Annotated in this window: 25 protein-coding genes; 10 read left to right on the top strand and 15 right to left on the bottom strand. The window is 61.7% G+C overall.

All coding sequences use genetic code 11. From position 1 onward, the window contains the following. Positions 1-60: 60 nt before the first annotated feature. Genes B9A97_RS09750 through sdhC form a run of 5 tightly spaced genes read right to left on the bottom strand, consistent with a single transcriptional unit; the run spans position 61 to position 4,399 of the window. Positions 61-840 (bottom strand): succinate dehydrogenase iron-sulfur subunit, encoded by a 780-nt coding sequence (locus B9A97_RS09750; RefSeq protein ID WP_084365135.1) that lies wholly within the window; start codon positions 838-840, stop codon positions 61-63. Continuing rightward, on the bottom strand, positions 833-1,756 hold the full coding sequence (locus B9A97_RS09745; protein WP_084365134.1) for a glycosyltransferase family 25 protein: 924 nt from the start codon (positions 1,754-1,756) through the stop codon (positions 833-835). The genes B9A97_RS09750 and B9A97_RS09745 overlap by 8 nt, the downstream gene beginning before the upstream one ends. A 3-nt stretch (positions 1,757-1,759) precedes the next feature. Next, complete coding sequence (gene sdhA, locus B9A97_RS09740; protein WP_084365133.1) at positions 1,760-3,604, bottom strand: succinate dehydrogenase flavoprotein subunit; 1,845 nt, start codon at positions 3,602-3,604, stop codon at positions 1,760-1,762. Positions 3,605-3,610: 6 nt separating this feature from the next. After that, a complete protein-coding gene (gene sdhD, locus B9A97_RS09735) occupies positions 3,611-3,991 on the bottom strand; it encodes a succinate dehydrogenase, hydrophobic membrane anchor protein (protein WP_084365132.1) in 381 nt (126 codons plus the stop codon). 12 nt (positions 3,992-4,003) lie between these two features. After that, positions 4,004-4,399, bottom strand: coding sequence for a succinate dehydrogenase, cytochrome b556 subunit (gene sdhC / locus B9A97_RS09730; RefSeq protein ID WP_084365131.1), 396 nt, complete (start codon positions 4,397-4,399; stop codon positions 4,004-4,006). Between the two features lie 308 nt (positions 4,400-4,707). On the opposite strand from sdhC, the gene B9A97_RS09725 reads away from it, so the two are divergent. Beyond that, on the top strand, positions 4,708-5,097 hold the full coding sequence (locus B9A97_RS09725) for a hypothetical protein (protein ID WP_084365130.1): 390 nt from the start codon (positions 4,708-4,710) through the stop codon (positions 5,095-5,097). A 10-nt stretch (positions 5,098-5,107) separates the two neighbouring features. Here the strand turns inward: B9A97_RS09725 and B9A97_RS09720 are convergent, their stop codons facing one another. From B9A97_RS09720 to tsaD, 5 genes are read right to left on the bottom strand one after another with little or no spacing between them, the layout of a single operon-like run. Then, entirely contained in the window at positions 5,108-5,752 is a 645-nt protein-coding gene (locus tag B9A97_RS09720; RefSeq protein ID WP_084365129.1) for a class I SAM-dependent methyltransferase, read from the bottom strand. A gap of 9 nt (positions 5,753-5,761) precedes the next feature. Further along, complete coding sequence (locus B9A97_RS09715) at positions 5,762-6,193, bottom strand: EVE domain-containing protein (RefSeq protein WP_084365128.1); 432 nt, start codon at positions 6,191-6,193, stop codon at positions 5,762-5,764. 3 nt (positions 6,194-6,196) lie between these two features. Next, positions 6,197-6,490 carry a YciI-like protein gene (locus B9A97_RS09710; protein WP_084365127.1) on the bottom strand — a complete coding sequence of 98 codons (294 nt, stop codon included), beginning with the start codon at positions 6,488-6,490 and terminating at the stop codon, positions 6,197-6,199. 24 nt (positions 6,491-6,514) lie between these two features. Further along, the gene (locus B9A97_RS09705) at positions 6,515-7,504 is read right to left on the bottom strand and encodes an NAD(P)H-dependent glycerol-3-phosphate dehydrogenase (protein WP_084365126.1); all 990 of its coding nucleotides are present in this window, start codon (positions 7,502-7,504) and stop codon (positions 6,515-6,517) included. Then, positions 7,501-8,598, bottom strand: coding sequence for a tRNA (adenosine(37)-N6)-threonylcarbamoyltransferase complex transferase subunit TsaD (gene tsaD, locus B9A97_RS09700; RefSeq protein WP_084365125.1), 1,098 nt, complete (start codon positions 8,596-8,598; stop codon positions 7,501-7,503). Before tsaD ends, B9A97_RS09705 begins: the two co-directional genes overlap by 4 nt. A 73-nt stretch (positions 8,599-8,671) precedes the next feature. On the opposite strand from tsaD, the gene hemC reads away from it, so the two are divergent. The 6 genes from hemC (at position 8,672) to B9A97_RS09670 (ending at position 14,662) form a co-directional block, all read left to right on the top strand. Beyond that, entirely contained in the window at positions 8,672-9,601 is a 930-nt protein-coding gene (gene hemC, locus B9A97_RS09695) for a hydroxymethylbilane synthase (RefSeq protein WP_084365124.1), read from the top strand. A gap of 4 nt (positions 9,602-9,605) precedes the next feature. After that, complete coding sequence (locus B9A97_RS09690; protein ID WP_179145260.1) at positions 9,606-10,352, top strand: uroporphyrinogen-III synthase; 747 nt, start codon at positions 9,606-9,608, stop codon at positions 10,350-10,352. 163 nt (positions 10,353-10,515) lie between these two features. Beyond that, entirely contained in the window at positions 10,516-11,850 is a 1,335-nt protein-coding gene (locus tag B9A97_RS09685; RefSeq protein ID WP_084365122.1) for a COG4223 family protein, read from the top strand. 10 nt (positions 11,851-11,860) lie between these two features. Beyond that, a complete protein-coding gene (locus B9A97_RS09680; RefSeq protein ID WP_179145259.1) occupies positions 11,861-13,444 on the top strand; it encodes a heme biosynthesis protein HemY in 1,584 nt (527 codons plus the stop codon). A 17-nt stretch (positions 13,445-13,461) separates the two neighbouring features. Then, entirely contained in the window at positions 13,462-13,941 is a 480-nt protein-coding gene (locus B9A97_RS09675) for a tellurite resistance TerB family protein (RefSeq protein WP_084365120.1), read from the top strand. Next, positions 13,931-14,662, top strand: a complete 732-nt coding sequence (locus B9A97_RS09670; RefSeq protein WP_084365119.1) for a glutamine amidotransferase — start codon at positions 13,931-13,933, stop codon at positions 14,660-14,662. The genes B9A97_RS09675 and B9A97_RS09670 overlap by 11 nt, the downstream gene beginning before the upstream one ends. A gap of 5 nt (positions 14,663-14,667) precedes the next feature. Here the strand turns inward: B9A97_RS09670 and B9A97_RS09665 are convergent, their stop codons facing one another. Next, entirely contained in the window at positions 14,668-15,915 is a 1,248-nt protein-coding gene (locus B9A97_RS09665) for an MFS transporter (RefSeq protein ID WP_084365118.1), read from the bottom strand. 114 nt (positions 15,916-16,029) lie between these two features. On the opposite strand from B9A97_RS09665, the gene B9A97_RS09660 reads away from it, so the two are divergent. Next, positions 16,030-16,374, top strand: coding sequence for a YggT family protein (locus B9A97_RS09660; RefSeq protein WP_084365117.1), 345 nt, complete (start codon positions 16,030-16,032; stop codon positions 16,372-16,374). Then, a complete protein-coding gene (locus B9A97_RS09655) occupies positions 16,371-16,685 on the top strand; it encodes a DUF167 domain-containing protein (RefSeq protein ID WP_084365116.1) in 315 nt (104 codons plus the stop codon). Before B9A97_RS09660 ends, B9A97_RS09655 begins: the two co-directional genes overlap by 4 nt. 2 nt (positions 16,686-16,687) lie before the next feature. Here the strand turns inward: B9A97_RS09655 and ppa are convergent, their stop codons facing one another. Beyond that, positions 16,688-17,221 (bottom strand): inorganic diphosphatase, encoded by a 534-nt coding sequence (ppa, locus tag B9A97_RS09650; protein WP_084365115.1) that lies wholly within the window; start codon positions 17,219-17,221, stop codon positions 16,688-16,690. A gap of 305 nt (positions 17,222-17,526) precedes the next feature. Here ppa and B9A97_RS09645 point away from each other — a divergent pair, with 305 nt between their 5' ends. Then, positions 17,527-18,063, top strand: coding sequence for a hypothetical protein (locus B9A97_RS09645; RefSeq protein ID WP_244564170.1), 537 nt, complete (start codon positions 17,527-17,529; stop codon positions 18,061-18,063). Positions 18,064-18,107: 44 nt separating this feature from the next. Here B9A97_RS09645 and B9A97_RS09640 read toward each other — a convergent pair whose 3' ends face one another. From B9A97_RS09640 to B9A97_RS09630, 3 genes are all read right to left on the bottom strand, one after another. Then, complete coding sequence (locus B9A97_RS09640; protein ID WP_084365113.1) at positions 18,108-18,617, bottom strand: GNAT family N-acetyltransferase; 510 nt, start codon at positions 18,615-18,617, stop codon at positions 18,108-18,110. Between the two features lie 207 nt (positions 18,618-18,824). After that, complete coding sequence (gene typA / locus B9A97_RS09635) at positions 18,825-20,648, bottom strand: translational GTPase TypA (protein WP_084365112.1); 1,824 nt, start codon at positions 20,646-20,648, stop codon at positions 18,825-18,827. A 157-nt stretch (positions 20,649-20,805) separates the two neighbouring features. After that, positions 20,806-22,869, bottom strand: a complete 2,064-nt coding sequence (locus tag B9A97_RS09630) for a M3 family metallopeptidase (protein WP_084365111.1) — start codon at positions 22,867-22,869, stop codon at positions 20,806-20,808. Positions 22,870-22,990: the final 121 nt, after the last annotated feature.

Below are 22,990 nucleotides of genomic sequence, written 5' to 3'. Positions count from 1 at the left end.
AGATGTCGAGGCTTCCGTTCCGAAAAATGGCCGCGACACCTGCCACGGCCATCAGGTCAATCAGACGCGACGCTCGACCATCATCTTCTTGATCTCGGCAATCGCCTTGGCCGGGTTCAGCCCCTTGGGACAGGTCTGCGCGCAGTTCATGATCGTGTGGCAACGATAAAGCCGGAACGGATCTTCGAGATTATCGAGCCGCTCGCCAGTGGCTTCGTCACGGGAATCGATCAGCCAGCGATAGGCCTGCAGCAGCACGGCCGGTCCGAGATAACGGTCGCCGTTCCACCAATAGCTCGGACACGAGGTCGAGCAGCAGGCACAGAGAATGCATTCGTAAAGTCCGTCCAGCTTGAGACGGTCTTCGTGGCTCTGCTTCCACTCCTTGGCAGGCGTCGGCGACACCGTCTTCAGCCAGGGCTCGATGGAGCGGTGCTGGGCGTAGAAGTTGGTAAGGTCGGGCACGAGGTCCTTGACCACCGGCATATGCGGTAGCGGATATACCTTTACCGTGCCGTTGATGTCGTCCATGCCCTTGGTGCAGGCCAGCGTATTGGTGCCGTCGATGTTCATCGCGCAGGAACCGCAAATGCCCTCGCGGCAGGAGCGGCGCAGCGTCAGCGTCGGGTCGATATTATTCTTGATGTACAGCAGGCCATCGAGAACCATCGGACCGCAATCGTCCACATCCACGTAGAAGGTATCCAGCCGCGGGTTTTTGCCGTCATCCGGATTCCAGCGATAGATGCGGTATTCGCGCACATTCTTGGCGCCGGCGGGCTTCGGCCAAACCTTGCCTTCGGTGATCTGGGAGTTCTTTGGGAGAGCGAGTTCAACCATTGCTGGACCTTCGATCCTCGGCGGCAGCCGCCGTTCTGTTACCTAGGTTATAAACATCCGGCGCCCATTGCGCCATTGTCGCAGTCAAGAATGCGTGAGGGCGACCATCGACCGCCGCCCACAACAGAGAAATACGCTCGGCAGCCCGGCGCATGAACACGGCGGCAGCGCGCCCGAAGGGCGGCCGCTGCCGCAACTTCTTGGCCGAGCGCCCGGTCGCAATCACGCTATCTGCACCGGATTGCATGATCGGCCATGGCGCCACGTCTGCAATCTTCAGCCCGTGCCAGGATGGCGTCCAGAGGAAGTCGTCGGCCGGCAGGCACAAGGTTCCGACCCGCGCCAGCAATTCGCGCGCGCCATGGCGCGTCACCAGATAGGCCGCGGACCCCGAGCACGGACGCAAGGACCGCACCAGCCGATGGCTTCCAAGCTTTGCCACGCACAACGCCTTGCGTCCTCCGGGACGCGGTATGCCTTCAAGCTTCACGATATCAGCCTCGAACCCCTCGGCCAGCAAATCGCGTATCACAGTCTCGAAGCCCGGCTGCGGCACCGCGTCGTCCTCAAGCACCAGCGCATGATCCAGCCCGCTCGCAAGAAACTGCCGCCATGCCAGCACATGGCCGGAAAGACAGGCTTCCTCCACCAACATGAACAGCCGGTTGCGATGGGCATTCCAACCAACGGCGTCGGGAGGAAATTTCAGCTCGGACCCCCGCACGGCAAGCACGGCTTGGGGATCCTTCCGCGCATCGACACCGGCGACGCGATGAAGCGGCCACGGCAATGACCCGAAGCCTGCCTCGATCTGCCGCCACCGGTCTGGCGACCGGTCGAGATTGATCGCAAACAGGCCAAGAGAACTCCCCCCGGGGACGCGTTTCACTGCATTGGGGAGAGTTGCCGTCGCCATGGATCAGTACACGCGTGCCTTTGGCGCGATCTTCTTGGGATCGATGCCGTCGGCAATCAGTTCGGTGTGAACAGGGCGATAGTCGAGCTTAATGTCGCCAGCCTCGCTTACCCAGGCCAGCGTGTGCTTGCGCCAGTTCTCGTCGTCGCGACCGCCAAACGGGCCGGACGTGTAGTCTTCGCGGGCGTGCGAACCGCGGCTCTCCTTGCGGGCCTCGGCGCTGTAGACGGTGGTGATCGCATTGGCCATCAGGTTATGCAGCTCAAGCGTCTCGACCAGATCCGAGTTCCAGATCATCGAACGGTCGGTGACCTTGATGTCAGGCAGTTCCTTCCAGATGGCCGAGATACGACGGCAGCCGCTTTCCAGCGCTTCCTGAGTGCGGAACACGGCGGCGTCTTCCTGCATGGCGCGCTGCATCTTGTCGCGCAGGACCGCGGTCGGCGTCGAGCCGCTGGCATGACGCGTCTTGTCGAAGCGGTCCATGATGCGATCGCAGGCGGCGACATTGAGCGAGGGCACCGGCGAGGCGCGGTCGATGACCTCTGCGGCGCGGATGGCCGCCGCGCGGCCGAACACGACCAGGTCGATCAGCGAGTTGGAGCCCAAGCGGTTCGCGCCATGCACCGAGGCGCAGCCCGCTTCGCCTACGGCCATCAACCCGGGCAGGATGCGTTCGGGATTGTTGCCATCGGCATTCAGCACCTCGCCCCAGTAATTGGTGGGGATGCCGCCCATGTTGTAATGCACCGTCGGCAGGACCGGGATCGGCTCGCGGGTCACATCGACGCCGGCGAAGATCTTGGCGCTTTCGGAAATGCCGGGCAGGCGCTCATGCAGAACTGCAGGATCCAGGTGATCCAGATGCAGGAAGATATGGTCCTTGTTCTTGCCGACGCCGCGGCCTTCGCGGATTTCCATCGTCATGCAGCGGGACACGACGTCGCGCGATGCGAGGTCCTTGGCCGAAGGGGCATAACGCTCCATGAAGCGCTCGCCTTCCGAGTTCACCAGATAGCCGCCTTCGCCACGCGCACCTTCGGTGATCAGGCAGCCGGCACCATAAATGCCGGTCGGATGGAACTGAACGAATTCCATGTCCTGCAGCGGCAGGCCAGCGCGCGCCACCATGCCGCCACCGTCGCCGGTGCAGGTATGGGCCGAGGTCGCGGAGAAATAGGCACGGCCGTAACCGCCGGTCGCCAGCACCACCATCTTGGCGGCAAAGCGATGGATCGTACCGTCATCAAGGTTCCAGGCCACCACGCCGACGCAACGGCTGCCGTCCTCGGACATGATCAGGTCGAGCGCGAAATATTCGATGAAGAACTCGGCATTGTTCTTCAGCGACTGGCCGTAGAGCGTATGCAGGATGGCGTGGCCGGTGCGGTCGGCGGCAGCACATGTGCGCTGTACCGGAGGGCCTTCGCCGTAGTTCTGCATATGGCCGCCGAAGGGCCGCTGATAGATCTTGCCTTCCTCGTTGCGCGAGAACGGCACGCCGTAATGCTCCAGCTCATAGACCGCCTTTGGCGCTTCCATGGCCAGATACTGCATGGCATCGACGTCGCCGAGCCAGTCGGAGCCCTTGACGGTGTCGTAGAGATGCCATTGCCAGCAATCGGGCGTCATGTTGGTCAGCGATGCGGCGATGCCGCCCTGGGCCGCGACCGTATGCGAGCGCGTCGGAAACACCTTGGTGATGCAGGCCGTCTTGAAGCCCTGCTCGGCCATGCCGAGCGTCGCGCGAAGACCGGCGCCGCCCGCACCGACAACGACGACGTCATAGGAGTGATCGACGAACTTGTAGGCCTTGCCGTTTTGAGCGGGAGAACTGGGAGTTGCCATGATGAACTATCCTACGAATGCGATCTTCAAGATGGCGAAAAGACAGAGTCCGCCCATCAGGATCGCAAAGAATGTATTGAGCATCAGCAGAATGATCTTGCCACCCTCGTGATGCACGTAATCCTCGATGATCACCTGCATGCCCAGCTTCATATGGATCAGGCCGGAGATGATGACGAGACCCATGACCACCGCGACCAGCGGGTGCGACAAAGCGCCCACCACCTCGGCATAGGGTGCACTGCCATACATCACCAGGAAGCCGACGAAGAAGAGCAGAAGGGGAATGTTGGCAACGGCAGTCAGCCGCTGGCGCCAGAAATGCTCGGTTCCCTCTTTCGCCGAGCCCAGCCCGCGAACCTTGCCCAGGGGAGTGCGCATGTCCATGATGTCAATCCTTCAGAAACGAACGGCGTAGGCAATCACCCAGACCAGGATGGTCAGCACGATCGACCCAATGATGTTGGCCTTGGCGAGCTTGGTCGAGAATTCCTTCTCGAAACCATAGCCCAGGTCCCACATGAGATGCCGCAGGCCGCCGAGCATGTGGTGCAACAGCGCCCAGGTATAGCCGAACAGGATCAGGCGCCCGATGATGGTGCCCATGAACCAGCTGACCCAGTCGAAATAGGCCGCGCCCGTCGAGGCCGCCACCAGCCACCATGCGACCAGGATGGTGCCGAAATACAGCGCAGCCCCGGTGATGCGATGAATGATCGACATCGCCATCGTCGGAATGAGCTTGTAGACTTGAAGATGCGGCGACAACGGCCGGTTGCTATTCACATTCGCCATCACTACCTCGCGGCGTTCCTATGCGTTCCGAGGAACTCGGAATTCCTCCGTGCACTGCACGCGCAATAGACAGGGTGCATTGCATCATTCGCGACGTTTAATCGCCCAATTGAGGAACGACAAGCACTATTGCTTTAGAGTTCCAATTTAATCGATTCGGGTGAGAAACGCCTGCCTACGAAGGTCTAAGCGCCAGCAGCCCAAAGGATTTTACGAAATCTCGGTCCAATCGGATGACAACGGGAGCAAAAACTATCAAGCTGTCGTTAACGATGCGTTAATGATGGTTTTTAGTGAAAAGGTGTCCCATGTTTTTTCGTCGTTCCGCCTGCTCGCTTGTCGTCCTCAGCCTCGCCCTTTGTGCAGGCAGTGCCGTGGCCGGTGGCTACGAACGGCATGGTGATCGCCGCCATGGCAGCGAATCAGCCGACTATCGCAAGCACCATCGCCATGATCGCAAGGATCACAACGCCGGCGTGACCTCGCCCAACGGACTGCCCTCGGTCGTTCCGGGCATTGGCACCTATTCCGGGGCGATTTCCGCGGTTCGCATCAAGGGCGTCGGCAACTATTTCATGGTGAGCGGCAATCTCGGTCCGGCCGATGGCCCCATCCTCGCGCCCAAGGCGAGGATCATCGAAATCCAGGGCAATAACGCCTGCAGCTACGAGGTCGGCGTCTGCGTCATCCGCCCCTGACACGCTCTGATCACCGGAAGCGCCAGACCGTGGTCTTCTTGACTTCGCTGTCTTCCAGCACCCGCGTCACCGGCACTTCATAGGTCGCGAGCGGCTCCATGCGATCCCTAGGGCAATAGCTGCGCCCGGGATCGCCGACCAGCACGCGGACGCCGCCTGCATTGAGCCTGTCGAACCAGGGAATGAGCGCATTGGCGAAATCGCGATCGTAGAACACATCGCCCGCCAGCAGAATGTCCGCATCGAGGTCGCGCCCGACAATGTCAGCACCCACAAATTCAACCGCAACGCCGTTTTCGGCGGCATTGAGCCCGATCGCCGTCTCGGTCCACGGATCGATATCGGCAGCCAAGACATGCTCCGCCCCGGCAAGCTTTGCCGCGATGGCGACGAGGCCGGAACCGCTGGCGAAATCCACCACGCGCTTGCCGGAAACCGTCTCGGGGTGATCGAGCACATAGCGGGCAAGCCCCTGCCCGCCGGCCCAGGCAAAGGCCCAGAAGGGCGGCGGCAGGCCGATCTGCTCCAGGTCTTCCTCGGTCTTCAGCCAGAGATCATGCACCTCGCTCGCCAGCCGCAGCCGGATTTCCGGGACATGCGGCGGGGCGATCAGCGCGGTGTTGTCGAGGATGAAGCGCTCGGCATCGGTCTTCAAGGTTTTCCCTCAGCGCGGCGGGTTGTCCAGGCCGCCCATCCGGCACACCTCCAGATATTCCTCATCCGTGACCGGCTGCACCGACAGGCGCATGGAGGTGACGAGCGACATCTTGGCAAGCGCGGGATTGACCTTGATATCCTTCAGGGACACCGGCTTCGGCATATCGCAGACCGCCCGGATATCGACGCAGTCCCATTTGGGATCGCCTTCAGCCGTCGAGTCCGGGTGGGACAAGGCGCAGACTTCGACGATGCCGACGATCTCCAGCCCCTCGTTGGAGTGGTAGAAGAACCCCTTGTCGCCGATCTTCATCGCCCGCATGTTGTTGCGGGCGAGATAATTCCGCACGCCGGTCCATTCGGTGCCTTTCTCGCCGGCATCCTTCTGCATCTGCCAGGACCACTTGAAGGGTTCCGACTTGTAGAGCCAATGCGCCATGGATCACGCCTCGGGATTGTTGAAGACCCAGTTGTAAGGCTTGATCTCGACATTGGCGAACAAGCCGGCCTTGGCATAGGGATCCTGGGATGCGATGGCCTTGGCGGCGTCGATGTCGTCAGCCGCGATGATCAGCAGCGAGCCGTTCGGCTTGCCGTTGGCGTCGAGGAAGGGGCCGGCAATCTTCAGCGTTCCCGCGGCGTTCAGGCCGTTGAGCCATTCCACATGGGGCGGCCGCGTTGCCATGCGCAGATCAAGGCTTTCGGGTTTGTCGGCGCAGATGACGGCAAATAGCATGGTCTTGTCTCCTTGATTGATCGGTTATTCTGTCGTGATCGGCCTGGTCATCAATTGCTCGAGTGCCGTGCGGATATCGAGCTTGCCATCGACAATCGCCGCCACCGCCTGGGTGATGGGCATGTCAACGCCATGGCTCTCGGCCAGGCGTGCGGCAACGGCCGCGGCAAAGGCACCTTCCACCAGGCCCCCGCGCGCATGGTCCATCGGCTCGCCTTTTCCAAGCGAGATACCGAAGCGCAGGTTGCGTGATTGGTGGCTGGTGGCGGTCAAAACGAGATCGCCCAGGCCGGACAAGCCCTGTACCGTCTCTCCCCTGCCACCCATCGCCGCAACAAAGCGCGACATCTCGGCGAGACCCCGCGAAATCAGGGCCGCCCGGGCGGAATCCCCCAGCCCCATGCCCTCAACAATACCGCAGGCAATCGCCAGGACATTCTTCAGGGCGCCGCCCAGCTGGACGCCCGTGCGATCCGCCGATGCATAAAGCCTGAAGCTGCGGCCGGAAATGCTGTGAGCCAACCGTTCCGCCTCCGGCAGGGAAGCCGCCGCTATCACCATGGCGGTCGGCAGGCCCTTGGCGATATCCGCGGCAAAACCGGGACCGGACAGCACGGCGATGCCGTGATTTGGCAGCTCCGTCTCCAGCACGTCGGTCAAAAGCCGGGTCGAGTTGCGATCGATCCCCTTGGCGCAGGTGACGATGGTCGCCGCGGGAGAGAGATAGGGAGCGTAGGTCATGGCCGCATCCGCCTGCGCCTGAGAAGGCATGGCGAACAGCACGGTTCCGGCATCCGTCAACACCTCCGGCTCGAAGGCATAAGTCAGCGGATCAGGCAGTCTTATGCCCGGCAGCACCGCATCGTGGAACCCGTCATTTCTCAAGTCGGCCATCAGCGCAGGGTCACGCCCCAGCAAGGTCACATCCGCCTTGTCTTCAAGAGCCATCACCGAGGCGAGCGCGGTGCCGAATGCGCCGGCGCCAATGACGACGATCTTCTCGCGCTGGCTCAAGACTTGGCTCCCCGCTTGCCATAACCGATCACGGCCTTCGCCTCGCCATCAAGCGGCCAGCGGGAGCGCGGTGCCACATCGAGATCATCGGCCGGCATGCCCGCCGCCATCCGTTCAAGTCCGGCCCAGGCAATCATCACGGCATTGTCGGTGCAAAGCTGCAGGGGCGGCGCCACGAAGCGGAAGCCATGTTTGTCGCAAAGACCCTGCAGCACACGGCGGATCTCCTGGTTCGCCGCCACGCCTCCCGCCACGACCAGCGCCGGCATACCATCATAATCTGGAAACTCCTGCCGAAACCGCGCAAGGCCCCGGCCAATACGATCCTCCAGCGTACGCCCGATGGCGCGCTGGAAGGAGGCGCAGATATCGGCGATGGCCTGCTCGCCGACAGGCGCTATCGATTCCGCCGTCTGGCGCACCGCCGTCTTCAGCCCGGAAAAGGAAAAATCGAGCCGGGCTTCGCCAACAAGGGGTCGCGGAAACGTGAACCGCTTGGGGTCTCCGTTCCTCGCCGCCTTTTCCACGGCCGGACCACCGGGATAAGGCAGCCCGAGCAGCTTGGCCGTCTTGTCGAAGGCTTCGCCCAGCGCATCATCGATCGTCGTGCCCCAGCGCTGATAGTCGCCGACGCCCCGCACCAACACGAGCTGGGTATGCCCGCCGGAGACCAGCAGCATGAGATAGGGAAAAGTCAGTTCGTCGGTCAGCCGCGCCGTCAGCGCGTGGCCTTCGAGATGGTTGATGGCGTAAAGCGGCTTGCCGGCGACGCGCGCGATGGCCTTGCCGGTCATCAGCCCGACAATCAGGCCGCCGATCAGGCCGGGACCTGACGTGGCGGCGACGGCGTCGATGTCCGAAAGCTTCGTGTTGGCCCGGGCCAGCGCCTCGGCGATCAGACCGTCCAGCGCTTCCACATGGGCGCGAGCCGCAATCTCTGGCACGACGCCGCCAAACGGGCTGTGTTCGTCCAGCTGGCTCAACACCACGTCCGACAGGGTCTCGCCGCGACCATCCGCATGTCGCACGACCACGGCGGCAGCGGTCTCGTCGCAGCTGGTCTCGATGCCGAGAATACGCAGAAAGGAATCCATCTGATCAGTTCATTGATTGCGATAGGGCCGAAAGCCGGTTACGACGACTGTCGGTAACAACGGATAAGTTCGGATGCAAACAAAACCTTTCCGGATTGGTACGCGCGGCAGCCCGCTCGCCCTCGCCCAGGCCTATGAAACCCGCGACCGCCTGGCCGCCGCCCACGGCATGCCAGAAGACATGTTCGAGATCGTGGTCCTGTCGACCAAAGGCGACCGGATCACCGACCGATCGCTGTCGGAGATCGGCGGCAAGGGTCTTTTCACGGAGGAGCTGGAGCAGCAGCTTCTGTCTGGCGATCTTGATATTGCCGTGCACTCGTCGAAGGACATGCCGACGGCGCTGCCCGACGGTTTGCATTTGTCTGCCTTTCTTCCACGCGAGGACGTGCGCGACGCTTTCATCGGCGCCGCCGCTCCTCGTCTGGTGGAGCTGCCCCATGGCGCGACGGTCGGTTCGTCATCGCTGCGACGCCAGGCCTTGATTCGCAGGCTTCGGCCTGATCTCAACGTGGTGGTCTATCGCGGCCTTGTCGATACACGTCTGCGCAAGCTGGCGGAGGGCCAGGTGGATGCCACATTGCTGGCATATGCCGGGCTCCGGCGCCTTGGAAAACCAGAGGTCGTGACCGAACTGTTGGACCCGGCCGATTTTCCGCCCGCGCCCGCGCAAGGCGCCATCGGCATTGAAAGCCGCGTTGGCGACAAGCGCGTTGCCGATCTGCTCGCCGCGATCGATGACCGCCCAACGCACGATGCCGTATCCTGTGAACGGGCCTTCCTGGCAGCGCTCGACGGGTCCTGCCGCACGCCGATAGCCGGCTATGCTGTAGCAGAGGGTGATCATCTCCGCTTTTCCGGCATGATCCTGACCCCTGATGGCAGCCAGCACCACAGCATCACCGTCGAAGGTCGACGGGAAGAGGCAAAGGCGCTGGGCCTGAAGGCCGGCCAGGATGTCAGGGCCAAGGCCGGCAGCGGCTTTTTCGAGGCCTGGAGCTGAGACGGTGCGGGTTCTGGTGACACGGCCGGACCATGCCGGGCGTGAAACGGCCAGCCGCCTTGTCGAACTGGGTCATCAGCCCCTGCTCGTGCCACTCAGCAGGCCGGTGCATGACACCGCCGCCGCCGAACAAGCAATGCAGAGACCCCATGCCGCACTGGTGCTGACCAGCGCCGAGGCGACGAGGGCAATCGCGCCCTTGGGTGACGCTCTCGCGCCCTATCTGTCCCGACCCTTGTTCGCCGTGGGTGCAGCCTCCGCCAAGGCAGCGCGCGGTCTCGGTTTCCGCGATATCCGGATCGCAGCAGGCGAAGGGGAATCCCTTGCCGATCTGGTCGCCCTGACCTTGGCGGACGCAAGCGCGGAAAACCCCCTGCTCTATCTCGCCGGCTCTCCCCGCTCGCCGCGCTTTGAAGCGCGGCTGGCGTCGCAACGGGTGCCGCTGGTCGTCTGCGAATGTTACCGAATGGAAAGCATCGTCTACGATGCAGATGATCTCGCGGAGCGATTGCGGCGGGAGCGACCGGAGGCGGCGCTGTTTTATTCCGCCGAAGCCGCTCGCCGCTTCTTTGCTCTCGTCACCAACCCGGCATTCGATGTCATTTTGCGGGACATGCGATTTTTCTGTCTCAGTCCCAATGTTCTTGCCGCGATCCCTTCACCTTTTGTCGCTAGAGCCGAGGCATCGGCGACACCGGAGGAGGCATCTCTCTTGGCGCTGATCTCAAGCAATCCCGGCAAAATCGCCTAGCGGCTTTGCCTCGGGCATTGCGACGAGACACTGGCATGGAGCGTTTTCGCGTTTCGGGGGAATGCGGAAATGCTTTGAGGTCGGGGGCCAAAATTGATCTCGCCCCTTTCCTTCGCGAACGCATCTGACTACTTTCAGGATACTGCAAGCATAAGAGGTTGACATGGTTTCGGGAAAGCCGCCACGCCACTCCAGGCCCAAGAACGATCCGGTCACCATTGACCTTGAGGCGCGGGACGAGACGCCACGGGAAGCGGTGGACGCGCCCATCGACACCGGGGCAACCCCAACCGGGGCATCCGATCCCGAGATCACAAAACCCGGCGAACCGGAAGCATCGCCCGTGCCGGAAGGCATGGCAGCCGCCGCACCAGCAGACAGCATCGCCGATATCAACACGGCCGGCACGCCAGCGCCCGAATCGGAAACCGTACAGACCGAAGACGCCGCGCAGCCGGATGCCGACCGTGCAGAGACGGCGACCCCGGCTACCGAAGCTCCCAAGGAGGAGGTCGCCGCGACACGTCCCGCACCCGTGCAGAAATCGCCGGCCTTTGCGAGCCTTGCGGCGGTCGGCATTCTCGGGGGCCTGATCGCGCTAGCCGGTGCTGGAGCCCTCCAATATGGCGGCATCCTGCCGGGCATCGGGCCGGAGCAAAGATCCTCGTCCGATACATCAGGCCTCTCTTCCGACATCGCGGCGCTGAAGGCCGAGGTCGCGCGTCTGTCGACCGGCACTCCTGTTGTCGCGGATGGCGCGCTGGAAAAACGCATCGCCGATCTCGAAGCCGCTCAGGGATCCGCTGGACAGTCCGGTGAAGCACAAGCGGCCATCGATGCGTTGAAGGCGGCCCTCGCCCAATCCACCCAGGATATCGCGGCCCTGAAGGCCGAGCTTGCCACGGTCAAGCAATCCCAGTCTGACAACGCCGCCGCCGTCGAAACCCGCCTGACCCAGGCGGAAACCAAGCTGGACGAGCCGCGCCAGGATGTCAGCATGGCCCATGCCATTGCCGTCGCGGCCTTGAAAACCGCGATTGATCGCGGCGGCCCCTTCCTGGGCGAACTCAACACACTCGCCGGCATCCGCTCGGATGATCCGGCTGTGGCTGCCCTCCAGCCCCATGCATCCGTCGGCATCCTGTCTCGCGCGGAACTTGTGCGGCGCATGCCGGCCACGGCAGACGCCATCCTCAATGCCATCAACCAGCCGGTTCAAGGCGAAGGCTGGACCGACCGCCTGCTCTCCAGCGCCATGTCCGTCGTCAAGGTCCGCCCTGTCGGCAATATCGAAGGCGATGCACCCGAAGCCATTGTCGCCCGCATGGAAGACAAGTTGCGAAACGGCGACCTGAAGGGGGCCGAACTCGAATGGCAGACCCTGCCGGAGGCCGGCAAGGCGGCATCGACGGATTTCCATTCCGCGCTCCAGACGCGGCTTGAGGTCGAGACCATCGTCAGCACCGCGCTGACGGATGCGGTCAACGGCAAGGGTTGAGGGCGAACACGTGATCAAGATTCTCGCATTCATCCTCGTCGTCCTCGCGCTTGGCTTCGGCTTTGCCTGGCTTGCCGATCGTCCCGGACAGCTTTCGGTTCTCTGGGAAGGTCAGCTCATCGAAATGAGCCTGACGGTCGCCGCAACGCTGGTCGTCACCATCGTCGCGGTCGTCATGATCTCCTGGTGGCTGCTTCGCACGCTCTGGACCTCGCCGCATTCCGTCCGTCGCTATTTCCGCGCACGCACCCGCGACCGCGGCTATCAGGCGCTTTCGACAGGGCTGATTGCGGCTGGCGCCGGCAATGCGGTCATGGCGCGCAAGATGAGCGCCCGCGCCCGTGGTCTGCTGCGCGCCGACCAGGAGCCGCTGATCCTGGTGCTGGAGGCCCAGGCCGCGATAGCGGAGGGTAAGCATGAAGAGGCCCGCCGGCTCTTTGAGCAGATGGCCAATGACCCGGAAACCCGCGAACTAGGCCTGCGTGGGCTTTATGCCGAAGCAACACGGCTCGGCGCTTATGAAGCCGCGCGGCAATATGCCGAAAAGGCAGCCGATCAGGCACCTTATCTCCCTTGGGCTGCCAAGGCGGCACTGGAATATCGCTGCCAGTCCGGCCAATGGGACGACGCCATCCGCCTTCTCGACCAGCAGCGCATCGCCCATGTGCTGGATCGCAAGGAGGCCGACCGCCTCAAGGCCGTGCTGCTGACCGCCAAGGCACAGGATGCCCTGGAGGGCGATCCGGCCGTCGCGCGCGACAATGCCGTGCAGGCGCTCAAGCTTGCCAAGGATCTGGTGCCGGCCGCCGTCGTCGCGGCAAAGGCCTATATCCGCGAGGACAATCTGAAGAAGGCTGCCTCCGTGATCGAACAGTCCTGGAAGCTCGCCCCACATCCGGAACTCGCCACCGTCTATCTGCGTCTGCGCAGCGGCGATGCAGCCGTCGACCGCGTCAAGCGGGCCGAGCGGCTGGAATCCTTGAAACCCAACAATCCCGAGGCTTTGCTCGCCGTGGCCGAGGCGGCACTGAGCGCCCAGGATTTTGCCAAGGCTCGCGCCAAGGCGGAAGCCGCCGCCCGTATGGAGCAGAGCGAGCGGGTCTACCTGCTGCTGGCCGATATCGAAGAAGCGGAAACCGGCGACCAGGGCCGCGTGCGCCATTGGATGGGCCAGGCCCTGAAGGCGCCGGGTGATCCGGCCTGGGTGGCGGATGGCATCGTCTCGGACAAATGGCTTCCGCTGTCGCCGGTCTCGGGCCGTCTCGACGCATTCGAATGGAAGATGCCTTTCGGTCAGCTGGAAGGTGCGCTTGAAAATGGCCGGTCAGCGAATGTGGACCGAGCGCTCAGCACCCTGCCGCCGCTGCAATCGCGGACCGAGATCGTGGTCGAGCAGCCCGCGAAGACAGAACCTGCCGCAGAGACCATCGTGATGCCAGAAGGGTCGTCTGCGCCCGTCGCCAAGCCGGCGGAGGCCTCGCCATCACAAAAATTGGGTCCAGCCGACCCTTTCTTCGGCCGCCCGCCTGACGATCCCGGCGTTCGTGCCGGCAGCCAGCCCGCAGATGGCCAGAACCGATTGAAACTTTTTTAGGTGACCGCGACCCGCTCATGCTTGAACGCCTCCAATCCTTTTTCCAGAACCTTGCTTCCAGCCGTCCTGCAGGAGAAATTGCGCCCGATGATCCCCTGATTGCCGTGGCTGCCCTGTGCATCCAGGTGATGGAGGCCGATGGCATCGTGCTGGATGTCGAGACAAAGCGCCTTCGCGAGCTGCTCAGCGAACAATATGGTCTCGACAAAGCGAAACTGGATGCCGTTCTCCAGGCCGGCCACCAGGCCGAAAGCGAGGCGGTCGACTATTATCGCTTTACCTCGGACCTGAAGCGCACGCTGGACGAGGACCAGCGCCACCAGTTGATCGGTGTGCTCTGGGATATCGTCTATGCGGACGGCCAGCGCAACGAGCTGGAAGACCATGTTGTCTGGCGCGTCGCCGATCTCCTTGGTGTGTCCGACCGGGAGCGCGTGCAGCAGCGCATCGACGCAGCCGCCCGTGCCGACAATCCCCGAGAAGACGATGCTCCATAACCCGTCGCGACCTAGTCGGAAACGGCCTGTCCTGATCGTCCTGCATCAGGAACGGTCAAGTCCGGGTCGCGTCGGACAGCTATTGGAGGCAAAGGGCTTTCCGCTCGACATCCGACGGCCGGTGCTCGGCCAATCCTTGCCCGATACTTTGCAGCAGCATGCCGGCGCCGTGGTCTTCGGCGGTCCGATGAGCGCCAATGATCCCGATGCTTTCGTGCGCACGGAAATCGACTGGCTCGACGTGCCGCTCAAGGAGAACCGCCCCTATCTCGGCATCTGTCTCGGCGCGCAGATGCTCGTCCGTCATCTCGGCGGCATGGTGGCCCCAAGGCCGGATGGTCAGGTGGAGATCGGCTGGTATCCGCTCCATCCCACGGAGCATGGCCGTCTGCTGATGCACTGGCCTAGGATGGTCTACCACTTTCACCGCGAAGGCTTTGACCTGCCGCACGGAAGCAAACTTCTGGCCACCGGCGATACCTACCCCAACCAGGCCTTTCGCTACGGCGAGAACGCCTGGGGGCTGCAGTTCCATGCGGAACTGACCCGCGCGATGATGCAGCGTTGGGTCGTGCATGGCGCGCACCGCTTCGTCATGCCCAATGCCCAGGTCGGGCGCGTTCATCTCGAAGGGCGAATGCTGTTCGACGCCCCGCTCAAGGCATGGCTATCGGATTTCCTGGATCTGGTGTTCGAAAAGCAAGAACAGGCGGCGCAATAAGCCGCTCAGCCCTTGCTCTGGCTCGTCGGCAGGTCAAGATTGTCGATCTTGCGCAATTGCGGGAAACCGAGCGCCCAGATCAAAGCCACGGCCAGCGTTCCCGCTCCGCCAAACACCACAGCCGGGACAGGCCCGATGAGGTGGGCCATGGTGCCGGCGCGGAACTCGCCCAGTTCGTTGGAGGCGCCGATAAACACCATGTTGACGGCATTCACCCGGCCGCGCACCTCGTCAGGCGTCCAGAGCGCGATCAGGGTCTCGCGCACATAGACCGACGCCATGTCGGCAGCCCCCATCAGCATAAGCGCAGCAATCGAGATCCAGGCGGTCTCGGACAGGCCGAACATGATGGTTCCCGCGCCAAACAGGGCAACGCCGATGAACATGAACAGGCCGGCATTGTGACGGATGGGGAAGCTCGCTAGCGCGACCGCCACCACGATCGCACCGATGCCCGGCGCTGCCCGAAGCAGGCCGAGACCCCAAGGGCCGAGGGTCAGGATATCGCTGGCGAAAACCGGCATCAGCGCGACGGCACCGCCAAGCAAGACCGCAAAGAGATCGAGCGAAATGGCGCCCAGCACCACCTTTTCGCCGAAGATGAATCGGAACCCCGCAAGGATCGTCCCCCAGCTCACCGCCTTCGACGACGACCGCTGATGCGGCTTCTTCACCAGCAGCACCAGGATGGCAGCGCCCGCAAAGAAGACCAACGACACCGTATAGGCCATGACGGGGCTGAAACCATAGAGAAGGCCACCAGCGACAGGACCCAGGATGGAGGCGATCTGCCACGACGACGAGTTCCACGCCACGGCATTGGGCAGGTCGGCGGGCGGCACCAGGTTTGGCGCCAAGGATTGCACGGCCGGCGCATTGAAAGCCCGCTCGATGCCGAACACGGTGAGAATGATAAACACCAGCGTGGGGTCGAAGCTGTCCGTCTGCGTGATGAACAGCATGGCGCCGGCGCAGCCGGCACTGACCGCCATGCAGATCGTGACGATGGCGCGGCGATTGTAGCGGTCCGCAACCGAGCCTGTGACAAGGATCAGCAGAAGCGATGGAAGGAACTGCACTAGGCCGATCAGGCCCAGATAAAAGGCGCTCTTGGTTTCGTCATACATCTGCCAGCCGACAGAGACGCTGAGGATCTGCGTGGCAAAACCGCCAAGAAATCGCGCGATGAAGAATTTAGTATACGACGCATGCCGGAATGCGGCAAACCGATCGCCTGAGGCCGCGATGATCATCGAGGGTCTTTCCTACAGGGGCGATGACAAAAAACGTGCGGCCGCGCCGCCCGTTAAACATGATTCGTTATCCGCCGGCCCGCAGTACTTGCCCGCTTAGTTGCCAATGTCTACATGTCTGTCAACCGAGAAATGGAGTGCTCAATGGCCGGAATAGTCTTTGCCTTTATCCAAGTCATTCAGATGGCGCTATCGCTGTTTGTCTATATCCTGATTGCCAGCGCCATTTTCTCCTGGCTCTATGCCTTCAATGTCATCAATTCCAGCAACCGCTTCGTCAACTCGGTCGGCTCGTTCGTGTACAACGTAACCGAACCCGTCCTGCGCCCGATCCGTCGTATTCTCCCCGATCTGGGCGGCATCGATATTTCGCCGATCGTCCTGATTCTGATCATCTATTTCCTGCAGATGATCATCTCGAACCCGATTCAGCCGGCACTGCTGTCACTGGTGTCTTGAGCAAGGCCTTCATCGTCCATCGCGATCACATCAGACTGGCCGTCCGCCTGACGCCTTCAGGCGGACGCAATGCTATTGACGGCGTTGAAACCAATGCCGCGGGGGAGATCCACCTCAAGGTGCGTGTCTCCGCCGTTCCCGAAAAGGGCAAGGCCAACAAGGCTCTGATCGAGCTTCTCGCCAAGACCCTCGGCACGCCAAAATCCTCGATACAGATAATTTCGGGCGACACCTCGAGACAAAAAATCCTCCGGATCGCTGGCGACCCGGAGGATTTGTCAAATAGACTTGATGTCTTGGCCGGCGGCTAGCGTTACTTCTTGGCCTTGTAGCGCTCGATGGCTTCAACGATCAGGCGCTTGGCGACGGTGACATCCTGCCATCCGCCGATCTTGACCCACTTGCCGGGCTCGAGATCCTTGTAGTGCTCGAAGAAGTGCTCGATCTGCTTCAACGTGATCTCAGGCAGGTCGGTGTAGTTGTGGATCTTGTCGTAGCGCTGGGTGAGCTTCGGAACCGGCACGGCCAGGATCTTCTCGTCCTTGCCGCCATCGTCTTCCATGATCATGACGCCGATCGGACGGACGGCGATGACGCAACCGGGCACCAGCGGACGGGTGTTGCAGATCAGCACATCGACCGGATCGCCATCTTCCGACAGCGTGTGGGGCACGAAGCCGTAGTTCCCCGGATAGGTCATCGGCGTATAGAGGAAGCGGTCGACGACCAGTGCGCCGGCATCCTTGTCCATCTCGTACTTGATGGGGTGGCCGCCTACCGGAACTTCGACGATGACATTCACGTCTTCAGGCGGATTTTTACCAATGGCAATTGCATCGATACGCATGTTCTACCCCATGAGGTTTGATTTCTGGCGCTTGGTAATGGGATTTCTTGCGCATTGCAACACGGCTTTCGGCTAGCCCGATAGAATCGCAGCATTTGGTTACTGTGACAGGCCGCTATATTTGGTGATCGAACCCCGGCAGAAATTGTTATTTGGCTGTGCTATGAAAAGGCGCGAAGCGGATCGAGGGAGTTGGGATGAGCTTGCGGCGAGAACATGTAAGTTTGGTTTTGTCGGTCATTGCTTTGCAAGCGATGATGACCGTGCCTGCATCCGCAGCCGATAGCGTTTATACGGACCTAGATTTGGACCGCTGCAAGACCGTGACATCGGACGACATGGGGGCGGTCCTGACATGTACTGGCTATCGCAGCTATCAGGTTCACTTTTCCGAGGGCGACCTGCGGCAAAGCGTTTTCTACGGGCCCATTCGCAAGGACATCCTGGAGCAGGGATTTGAATCCTTCGAACCCTTCAATCGCGTCAACAACCGCATCGAATGGCGCGTCGATGGCACCGGCAAACCCTATGCCGCCATCTTGCGCTGGTTCATCGAGAATGTCGGTGAGAATGGCGTGCCGGACGAAAAGTCCTTGGGTCAGGTCCTGGTGATTTCCCGCGTCGCCCAGCCGAATGACAGAATGGGGTGCGTGGTGGGCTATGTCGATGCTCTTGCGAACCCGCAATCCAACGAACTGGCCCGCGCGGTGGCGGACAAATACGCAACCAGCTTTGCATGCATGGAGCAAGAAGCGCTATGGCACGGTCGCCGCGGCGACAAGGCTGCGGATGCAACCCATTCCTGGCCGGGTGAAGAGACAGAGACCGAGGTAGAGCAGTAGGAAAAAGAGGGCGCGGGCGCCAAACGGCATGCCCGCGCCAAACCTTATTGCTCCCAGATGAAACCAAGCTTCTTGAGCTTCACGTCGCCGAAATCCTCCATGCCCTCGACGGCATCGATGCCGCCATTAGACCGGAAGAACTGTGCAGCGTGCTCGCTGTCCTCAAGGCACCAAACGGCCAGTCCATTGCAGCCGAGCGACTTCAGCAGACGCCGCGCTTCACCAAAGAGAACATAGCCAAGGCCAATGCCCTGATATTCCGGCCGCAGATAAATCTCGTAGATCTCGCCTTCCTGCGGCAGGGCACGGGCCCGGTTCAGGCCCATGGTTGCGTAACCCGCGATGACGCCGGCCACATCGACAACCATCACCGTCGCAGGTCCAACGGTCGCCTTGCGCCACCAGGTTTCTCCGCGACGCTCGATCATCTTCGTCAAAGGCTTGTGCGGAATGAGACCGGCATAGGCCGATTGCCAGGATAGGCGATGCGCCTCTGAAATAGCCCGCGCGTCCTGCTGTTCCGCAGGGCGGACATCGATTGACAACGTCTTCATAACGCTTCTCTTGCCCCGTCGGCGCGGGCTAGCCCCAGGCATCATGCCAAAAGCTGCTCCGTCCTCGATCCATCCGCTGGACCTTGGCAAGAAATTTAACGCATCTTTAAGGTTTGCCGCAAGGCCGCGCGGCACATGGGCCACAACAAAAATGCCCCGATCGCAAGACCGGGGCATTGAATAGGTATCAAGCGAAATTCCCAGGGCTTATCCCTGCGCGGCCCGCTGCTTCTCGAACCGCTTGCGGTCGTTGGCATCGAGGAACATCTTGCGCAGCCGGATCGACTTCGGCGTGACTTCCATCAGCTCGTCATCCTGGATCCAAGACAGCGCGCGGTCCAGCGTCATGCGGATCGGCGGGGTCAGCTTCACGGCTTCATCCTTGCCGGCAGCCCGGATGTTGGTCAGCTGCTTGCCCTTGAGAACGTTGACTTCGAGGTCGTTGTCACGGGTATGGATACCGATGATCATGCCCTGATAGACCTTTTCGCCCGGCTCGATGATCATCGGGCCGCGGTCTTCGAGGTTGAACATGGCATAGGCAACGGCCTCGCCCGAGCCGTTCGACAGCAGCACGCCGTTGACGCGGCCGTTGATCGGGCCCTTGTAGGGCTGGTAGTCGTGGAACAGGCGGTTCATGATCGCCGTGCCGCGCGTATCCGTCAGCAGTTCAGACTGGTAGCCGATCAGGCCACGGGTCGGGGCCAGGAACTTGAGGCGAACGCGGTTGCCGCCCGAAGGACGCAGTTCCGTCATCTCAGCCTTGCGCTCGGACATCTTCTGAACGACCACGCCGGAATGTTCCTCATCGACGTCGATCACGACTTCTTCGATCGGCTCCATCAGGTTGCCGTTCTCGTCATTGTGCATGACGACGCGCGGACGGGACACGGCCAGCTCGAAGCCTTCGCGGCGCATGGTTTCGATCAGCACGGCGAGCTGCAATTCGCCACGGCCGGAAACGAAGAACGAATCCTTGCCTTCTGCTTCCTCGATCTTCAGCGCAACATTGCCTTCGGCTTCCTTCAGCAGGCGGTCGCGGATAACGCGGCTCGTGACCTTGTCGCCTTCGGTGCCGGCCAACGGGCTGTCATTGACGATGAACGACATGGTGACGGTCGGCGGGTCGATCGGCTGGGCCTTCATCGCCTCGGTAACGGAGGGATCGCAGAAGGTGTCGGCAACAGTGCCCTTGGAAAGGCCGGCGATGGCGACGATGTCGCCTGCATGCGCCTCTTCAATGGCCGTGCGCTCGATGCCGCGGAAAGCGAGGATCTTGGAGATACGGCCGGTTTCGATGGTCTTGCCGTCCTGGCCAAGCACCTTGACCGACTGGTTCGGCTTGATCGAGCCGGAGGCAATACGACCAGTGATAATGCGGCCGAGGAAGGGGTTTGCCTCGAGGATCGTCCCGATCATGCGGAACGGACCTTCTTCAACGGTGGGTGCCGGCACGTGCTCGAGAACCAGGTCGAGAAGCGGGGCAAGGCCCTGTTCCTTCGGACCTTCCGGATTGACGTTCATCCAGCCATCACGGCCCGAACCGTAGAGGATCGGGAAGTCGAGCTGCTCGTCGGTTGCGTCGAGATTGGCGAAGAGGTCGAAGACTTCGTTGATGACTTCTTCATGACGGCCATCGGGACGGTCGATCTTGTTGATCGCCACGATCGGGCGAAGGCCAACCTTCAGCGCCTTGCCGACCACGAACTTGGTCTGCGGCATTGGGCCTTCCGAGCTATCGACCAGAACGATCGCGCCATCCACCATCGACAGGATACGCTCGACTTCGCCACCGAAGTCGGCGTGGCCGGGCGTATCGACGATGTTGATACGATGACCCTTCCACTCGATCGACGTCGCCTTGGCGAGAATGGTGATGCCACGTTCCTTTTCGAGATCGTTGCTATCCATCATGCGTTCAGCGGTACGCTGGTTTTCACGGAAAGAACCGGACTGCTTGAGAAGCTCGTCCACTAGGGTCGTTTTTCCATGGTCGACGTGCGCGATAATCGCGATGTTGCGCATTTTCATGACAATGATCTCTGATAGCTGGGGCGCACATGGGAGGAGGCGCCGATTTACTTTGCGGCGCTCATACCTTGTTTTTTGCATTTGCGAAAGAGGGCAAACCGCCGGCAACCAATCAATGGTTACCGGCGGCGCCGAATTTATCGCATTGCACGCGCTTTCAGGCTGCGAGACCCTTCTTGGCCAGCATGGCATCCGGGCTCGGCATCTTGCCGCGAAACGCCAGGTAAGCCTCTTCCGGATCGATGGAGCCGCCCACCGAATAGATATTGTCGCGCAGCTTCCGGGCCGTCTCGCCGTCGAAGGCGCTGCCCTTTTCCTGGAAAGCAGCGAACGCGTCGGCATCCAGCACTTCAGACCACATGTAGGAGTAGTAGCCTGCGGAGTAGCCGTCGCCGGCAAAGACATGCTGGAAGTGCGGCGTTGCATGACGCATGACGATGGACTGCGGCAGGCCGATCTCGGCCAGCACCTTGTCCTGCACGGCCATCGGGTCTTCCACTGCATCGGCGGTATGGAAGGCCATGTCCACCAGCGCCGAGGCGGTAAACTCGACCGTGGCAAAACCGGAATTGAAGTTTCGCGCGGCGAGAACCTTGTCCAGCAGCGCCTGCGGGATCGGCTCGCCGGTTTCGAAATGAACGGCATACTGCTTCAGAATCTCGGGCACCGTCAGCCAGTGCTCGTAGAGCTGGGACGGCAACTCCACGAAATCGCGCGATACGCCGGTTCCCGAGACCGACGGGTAGGTCACGTTGGACAGCATGCCATGCAGCGCGTGTCCGAATTCGTGGAACAGGGTGCGGGCATCATCGAGCGACAGCAGCGCGGGCTTGCCCTCCTCGGGCTTGGCGAAGTTGCAGACATTGTAGACAAAGGGGATTTCGCCATCCGCGCCATTCTTCAGCTTGAGCTTGTGCTGCGACTGGAACGAACTCATCCAGGCGCCAGACCGCTTGGACGCCCGGGCGAAGTAATCGCCGATGAACATCGCCACCAGCCGCCCGTCGCGATCCCGGATCTCGAATACCCGCGCATCGGGATGATAAGCCGCCACATCAGGCAGTTCCACGGCCGTGATGCCGAACAAGCGCGATGCCACATCGAAGCAGGCGGCAATGATCTTCTCCAACTGGAGATAGGGCTTCAACTCCGCCTCGGAGAAGTTGAACTTCCGGCTGCGCAGCTTTTCCGCATAGTGACGCCAATCCCAGGGCAGAACCTCATGGTTACGGCCTTCCTCGGCGATCAATTGCGCCAGTTCCTGCTCCTCGTCTTGGGCGCGAGCAAGAGCCTTGTCCCAGACCTTTCGCAGAAGGCCATTCACCGCCTCTGGCGTCTTGGCCATGGTATTGTCGAGCTTGTAGGCAGCATAATTGGCATAACCCAGCAACGCAGCCTTCTCCGCACGCAGCGCCAGCGTCTCCTTGACGATGTCGCGATTATCCGTCTCCCCGCCATTGGCACCGCGCGCCACCCAGGCGCGGAACGCCTGCTCGCGCAGGTCCCTGCGGCTTGAGAATGTCAGGAAAGGCTCGATGATCGACCGCGACAGCGTGACGGCGTAAGGCGCATGGACCTTTCGTTCGGCCGCCGCCGATGCCATGGCATCGCGCAGAAACGCGGGGATACCCTCAAGATCGGCTTCGGTCGCCAGCGGCAGCGTCCAGGACTTTTCGTCGGCCAGTACGTTCTGGCCGAACTTCGCACCAAGACTCGCCAGACGCTCATTGATGCCAGCCAGCCGCTCCTGCTGTTCGCGCGGCAGTTTCGCGCCCGATTTGACGAAACCCTTCCAATGCCGCTCCAGGACCCGCATTTCCTCGCCGGTCAGGCCCAGGGTGTCGCGCTTTTCCCAAAGCGCATCGATCCGCGCAAACAGTGCGGCATTCATGCCGATCTTCGAGTAGTGACGCGACATCTTGGGCGCGATGTCCCGCTCCAGCGCCTGGATAGTCTCGTTGGTATGGGCGCCCGCCCGGTTCCAGAACAAGGACGATACCCGCGACAGGCTGTCACCGGCTATCTCCAGAGCAATGATCGTGTTGCTGAAGCTTGGCGCCTGCGAATCACCGGCGATGGCATCGATCTCCCGATCATGCTCGGCCAGCGCTGCATCGAAGGCCGCCGCGAAATCGTCATCGTGAACGGCCTCAAATCGCGGCAGACCATGGACGCCACTCCACTCGACCAAAGCGGGATTGACATGTGAATTCGACGACATCGGCATTCCTTATTGTAAAACTGTTATGTGTCAGGCGGAGATAGACTGAAAGTTAGTTATCAAGCGGTGTAGCTGAGCCTCGTTAATTCCAACAAAACTGGTGGATAACACCAATATTTGA

The sequence above is a fragment of the Rhizobium sp. RU36D genome (assembly GCF_900176345.1).
Lineage (GTDB): Bacteria > Pseudomonadota > Alphaproteobacteria > Rhizobiales > Rhizobiaceae > Allorhizobium.
This window is presented reverse-complemented; position numbering and strand designations above follow the sequence as displayed.